2 protein-coding genes are annotated in these 3425 nt (G+C 56.8%); one reads left to right on the top strand and one right to left on the bottom strand.

The window, feature by feature from the left end; genetic code table 11:
* Positions 1–117: 117 nt before the first annotated feature.
* A complete protein-coding gene (locus tag ON04_RS16585; RefSeq protein ID WP_141564834.1) occupies positions 118–879 on the bottom strand; it encodes a hypothetical protein in 762 nt (253 codons plus the stop codon).
* Positions 880–1509: 630 nt separating this feature from the next.
* Between ON04_RS16585 and ON04_RS15640 the strand changes: the two genes are divergently transcribed.
* Positions 1510–3141, top strand: coding sequence for an ORC-CDC6 family AAA ATPase (locus tag ON04_RS15640; RefSeq protein WP_010542582.1), 1632 nt, complete (start codon positions 1510–1512; stop codon positions 3139–3141).
* The last annotated feature ends 284 nt before the right edge of the window (positions 3142–3425 follow it).

Raw genomic sequence — 3425 nt, 5'->3', positions numbered from 1 at the left:
TCGCCTACTAGGGTCGGTCGCCCGCTCGCAACGACGTTGCGTTCATCTAATTGGACGACTCTCCCAGATTCAACATTAGATTAAGGGGCCCTCCAACAACTTTCGGTGACCGGACACTCAATCATCGCCGTTCCCGGCTGATGGACGATAAAAAGTCGGTCCAGTCGTATCTTCGTCAACGACATCAGGAAAAAAGAGGTCGCTAAAATCGAAGTCATCTAGAGTGTCAACAAGGAACCTCGGCATTCCAGTCGAGGGCGCCGAAGAGGAGGGATCGTCGAGAAAGTGGCATAGACGGGTGATTTCGAGTTGCGTCCCCTTAGACAGCGAAGACATTATGTTGTCACGGACTTCGAACTTTGTGGACGCCGGGTCATCGAGGAGAGTATCCAACGTCTTCGCGGTAAGCACCCAAGCCCAGTGCGCATACCACGGCTGAAACCTAGTCTTTTCGGCGGCCACACTTGCCCGCGGGTTTAACGCTCCCCATGACCTTGCATCACGCGCACAGCACCGACAAAGCCTTTTGCCGCAACTACCAACATCGCAGGACCTGTTCCAGGGCCTCAAAACGTCAATTGGCTTCGCCAGCAGCAAGTACAGAACTGGGTACGACTGCGCGACGTAATTGTCCAACTGAAGTCTGTCTATCTCGGCGAACCAATAGTCGCCGCCGTCCGCAGCCGTCGGATTTTCGGCGTTTACCGCCTTACACTCGAATACTGCAAGGTTGCCGCCACCCCCATGAACCGTATGGTCTACAGGATTTGGGTCGCGCTGCGAAGGCGACCAGATCAAAGCGTAAGGGTCGTATCGGACGACCTCTGCGGCAAATAATGAATCCACTGTACGCTCTGGAATGTACCTCTTTGCTACCATTGCACCCTCCTATATCTGACCCGTCTGATCGGCCGACTTTAACACTTTAATGTTGAAGTATTCGACCCTGGCTGTTTTTCTCTCGACCTTTGCCGTCAAATCACTATCCACTACTCGGCCCCTCGAATAAATCGCGCGAGACCTGGTAGCGGGTCGAATTGATGGATTCCGGTTAGAGTCTGGCGATTCCGTCTTATAGTGCAGAATGTCACCTGTCGCCTCCAACTTTGCGGCGGAATGTCGCTTAGGTAGCCGCGCATCCAGTCGTAGTACCGCCTTTGAACCTAACTCAAAGTGGCCAACTTGGGGCTGAGGCGAGAGTACCTGACCGCTAATCTGGCTTACCCAGTTTGGTCTCCTCCACCATGCGTACATCCTCGTTTCCAAACGATGGCGAATCGAACCGTATCGGCACGACTCAGCCCCACCAACGAGTCGCGTTGTTCCACAGTCCGGTTGGAATCAGGTCGCGAGCAGTGAGATAATTGTTCTGCGTATGGGGTGTCCGCTACACGGCTTGAGTCGGCTCGACCGATGTTTCCCTAGATGGCAGCCTCCTGCCGGGTGCGAGATGCAAGGATATCGGTGGTTGGGTCCTCGATACCAGGACTCCGAGAGGAATGACAGCAAGTGGACACCAGAATACTGCTAAGTGCACTGCAAGAAGTTGAGAAGCGCGCCGAGCGGGTCAGTGAGGAGGACGTGCTCGCGACATACGTCAGCGTCGACTCGCTCACCGCCGCACTAGGTTCCAGAGACAACGGCATCGTTTTCGGTCGCCGAGGCACCGGTAAAACCCACGCGTTAAAGTACCTCGCGCAGACCGAACGAGACAAAGGAAACCAAGTCGTCTACATCGACATAGAGCAGGATGTCGGATCCACCGAAGGCCGATACGCCGATCCTAATCTTGGCGTCGGCGAAAGGGCGACTCGATTAGTCGTCGACGTGCTTGGCATCGTTCATACGAAGCTGCTCGAAGCTGCATTCGCCGGAGACATCACGGAGCAGATTGCTGCGCTCGACCGGATGCTAGATCACTTCCAGGAGGTGCTGGTCGCTCAAGAGGCCGAGCAGGAGGGCACTCGAACACAAGGGGAAACGAAGAGCTCGAAGTCCGACGTCGGTGCCGGATGGTCCCCCGGAGGCGGGCCGTCGATTAATCTCGGTACTGGATCCATGAATGAGACCTTCAGCGAGAGTGGAGTGCGCACCAAGCAAACCGGAATGTTCCGGCATCGCGTCCACTTCGGCGGCGTCACGCAGTCGTTGCGCCAGGCCATTGAGTCAGGAAGTGGCAAGCGTTTTTGGCTGCTTATCGATGAGTGGAGTGGGCTCCCAATCGATCTCCAACCGTACCTCGCCGAAATGTTGCGGCGGTTGTTTTTTGGGATACCCAAGGTTTCCGTTCGGATCGCTGCCATCCCGCACCGTTCAGAGTGGAGGATAGCCGGAGAGCGCGGCGACTACATCGGAGCGGAGATCGGCGCTGAGTTATTCCCGCTACTAGATCTCGACGAATTTGTAGTATTTCCAGCCCGTAACCGCGAGGAACAAGCGAAACGATCGCTGTCGTTCTTCCGCTCTTTACTGTTCCGCCACATTTCGACCGCGACAATTGACCTGGGGGAAGATTCGCCTAACACCGAATCTGAACTGATCGCGTCTCTATTCACCCAGGTTACCTCGTTGCAGGAAGTAATCCGCGCGGCAGAGGGCGTGCCCCGTGACGCTCTGAGCATTGTCGGTCGCGCCGGGCTGCGCGCTGGCGGGTCCAAAATTGCCGTCACCCACGTCCGCGATGCTGCTGGCCAGCTCTACGCTACAACCAAGGCAGCACAGCTCAACGGCATCCCGGTCGCGCGAGCACTACTCGACCGCATCCTCAGCGATGTAATATCTGGCCGCAAGGCTCGCGCGTTCCTCATTAAGCAGGATCAAACCCAGCATGCCCTCATTCAGCAACTCGTCGACGACCGAATCCTGCACATCATTAAGCGCGGCTGGTCCGGCAAGGACAAACCCGGCGAGAGATACGACGTACTGCAGATCGACTACGGATGCTACGTCCATCTGCTCGGCACACATGCTGCGCCGCAGAGCCTGCTGGGCGGGGATGACAACCAGGACTTTTCAACCGTCGTGGGGGATGGCGAAGTGCCTGACGAGGACTATCGCGCAATTCGTCGCGCGATTCTCGACTTGCCGACCATGCTTGTAGACATAGACATCGAGACTGCTGGTTCATCCCCCGTCGGTTAGACGAAATTCGGCGTCTCAACCTCCGAGACGGGTGACACGCACTGAATTTCTTGCTGAGCTCCAACCTGGCATTGGGAACGGAACTTGTTGCGGTAGAAGACGCGTGGTGGTGGAACCCGAGCAGGGGCTGCTGGGGCGAAAAGTCGAATCTAACGGCGCGTGGGAATCTCCGGAATTGCGTACCTACACCGACGAGGGCCATTTCCAGCAGGTCATCGCAGAGGACCCACAGCAAGACCCGGGAGTGCCCGAAGGAGCGTGGACAGTGCGGGAGCTGCAGACCC

This window comes from Dietzia alimentaria 72, from assembly GCF_000226215.1.
GTDB classification, from domain to species: Bacteria; Actinomycetota; Actinomycetes; order Mycobacteriales; family Mycobacteriaceae; genus Dietzia; species Dietzia alimentaria.
Note: the sequence above shows the minus strand (reverse complement) of the source record. Positions and strands in the feature narration are given on the sequence as shown.

Coding starts and splice junctions, on each gene's coding strand:
- ON04_RS16585 (WP_141564834.1), bottom strand. CDS start 879: ATGGTAGCAAAGAGGTACATTCCAGAGCGTACAGTGGATTCATTATTT.